2 protein-coding genes and 1 tRNA gene are annotated in these 1,906 nt (G+C 75.5%); 2 read left to right on the top strand and 1 reads right to left on the bottom strand.

The genetic code is table 11. From position 1 onward, the window contains the following. Nucleotides 1-130: 130 nt before the first annotated feature. Nucleotides 131-202: transfer RNA gene (locus FNQ90_RS21455), tRNA-Arg, on the bottom strand. A 270-nt stretch (nucleotides 203-472) separates the two neighbouring features. On the opposite strand from FNQ90_RS21455, the gene FNQ90_RS21450 reads away from it, so the two are divergent. Then, nucleotides 473-877 carry a response regulator gene (locus FNQ90_RS21450; RefSeq protein ID WP_182607860.1) on the top strand — a complete coding sequence of 135 codons (405 nt, stop codon included), beginning with the start codon at nucleotides 473-475 and terminating at the stop codon, nucleotides 875-877. A 26-nt stretch (nucleotides 878-903) separates the two neighbouring features. Further along, entirely contained in the window at nucleotides 904-1,761 is an 858-nt protein-coding gene (locus FNQ90_RS21445) for a DALR anticodon-binding domain-containing protein (protein ID WP_182607859.1), read from the top strand. Nucleotides 1,762-1,906: the final 145 nt, after the last annotated feature.

Below are 1,906 nucleotides of genomic sequence, written 5' to 3'. Positions count from 1 at the left end.
CTGGTCCTCGACCCCACCGTCATCTACCAGCGCACCGGCCGCCCACCAGGCCCCACCCCAAAATGACGAACGCCCGAACCTACAAACCTGTAGGTTCGGGCGTCCTCGATGTCCTGAGACATCACATCTGTGCCCCCGGCAGGATTCGAACCTGCGCACACGGCTCCGGAGGCCGTTGCTCTATCCCCTGAGCTACGGGGGCGGTGTCGCCGTCTCGCGGCGACGGGAAGAACACTACCAGCTCCGAGGGGGTGCCCCGTACCGGGTTGTGTGCGGGTGGGGCGTGCCCCGGGAACGGCCGGGCGGCGGCGCCCCGGATGGCTCCCGAAGCCGCCCCGGAGGGCTCCCGGAGCCGCCCCGGGGCGTGCCCGGCACCGGCGCGTCGCGGCGGCGTCGCAGGTGGGGCTACGCGTCGGTAGCAGGTTCCGGGAAAGCGCGTACACAGGATGCTCGGTGGTCCTACTGTGGAGGGGTGCCAGTCGCGTTGGGCCGGGTCCTGGTGGTCGACGACTATCCGGTGATCCGGCAGCTGATCAGAGTCATCCTCGAACTGGACGGGTTCGAGGTCGTGACGGTGGCCGACGGTGCCGAGTGCATCGACACGGTCCCGTGGTTCCGCCCCGATGTGATCACCCTGGACATGGCCATGCCCGGGATGGACGGCCCCCGCACGGTGCGGGCGCTGCGGGAGAACCCGCGCACCGTCCACCTCCCGCTGGTCCAGGTCAGCGCCGCCGTGGAGACGTACATACCGGTGGACGTGGACGCCGTGGTGGCCAAGCCCTTCGAACCGGCCGAGCTGGCAGGCCATGTCCGCCGTCTGGCCCGCACCGGTCGCCCGCACGGTGTCCGACCGGCGAACTCGTTGGCGGGATAGCCCTCTCCCTCTCGTACCCTGTGCCCGTGACCCCGGCCCAGCTCTCCGACGCCGTGCTGCGCTCCGTCCGGCACGCCGTGCGGAGCGGTGACCTGCGCGTGGCCGTGCCCGGCCGCGCCGGCGTGCGCCGCCCCCCGCACGGGGACGCGGACTGGTCCACCGGCATAGCGCTCGCACTGGCGGGACCCGCCGGGCGCCCCGGCCGGGAGGTCGCCGAGACCCTGCGCGCCCACCTGGCGGCCGTCCCCGGCGTGGCCCGGGTGGAGGTCGCCGGCCCCGGCTTCCTCGACATCCACCTCGCGGAGGACGCCGACGCCGCCGTGCTCGCGCCCTGGCTGGACGCCCCGCCGGTCACCCCGTGGCCGGAGGACCCGGCGCGGGACGTCGCCCGGTGGGCGGCGGTCGCCGGCGGGGACCCGGCGGAGCTGCTGACGCAGCGCGAGCCGAACCCCCTGTTCACGGTGCGCTGGGCGCACGCCCGCTGCCGCGCCCTGCTGCGCGGCGGCGCGGCGATGGGCCTGACGCCCGCCCCCGGGGGCGAGGTGGCGACCGGGCCCGCCGGCACGGACGCCGTCACGCCGGCGGGGGCCGGGCGGTCGGAGGTGGTGCGGCTGATCGCCGAGTACCCCCGGCTGCGCGACGCCCTGACGTCCGCCCTCGACGCCGAGGGCACGCCCGGCGAGGCCGGGGGAGCGGTGGCGCGGTTCCTGGTCTCCCTCGCCGACGCCCTCCTGGCCGCCGAGACCACCGCCCCCGCCCTCCCGGTCGGGGAGGAGAAACCCGGGGCCGTCCACCGTGTCCGGCTCGCCGTCGCCCTGGCGACCGGAACGGTGCTGGCCGACGGCCTCCACCGCCTGGGCGTCAACGCCCCCGATCACCTCTAGTCCGCGACCGGCCCATCGACAGTCCACCGCGAAACCGCCGAGTCACCCCCGCCGCGCGCTCCTCTCCGGGAGTTCGGGAGGCGGGGCGGCGGTCGCCGGTGTGTCGTGCCGGTCACTCCCGATCCCACGGATTCCGTCCCGGGCC

Source organism: Streptomyces alkaliphilus, assembly GCF_014141535.1.
GTDB classification, from domain to species: domain Bacteria; phylum Actinomycetota; class Actinomycetes; order Streptomycetales; family Streptomycetaceae; genus Streptomyces; species Streptomyces alkaliphilus.
The sequence above is the reverse complement of the archived record's forward strand: the minus strand, read 5'-3'. Positions and strand labels throughout refer to the sequence as shown.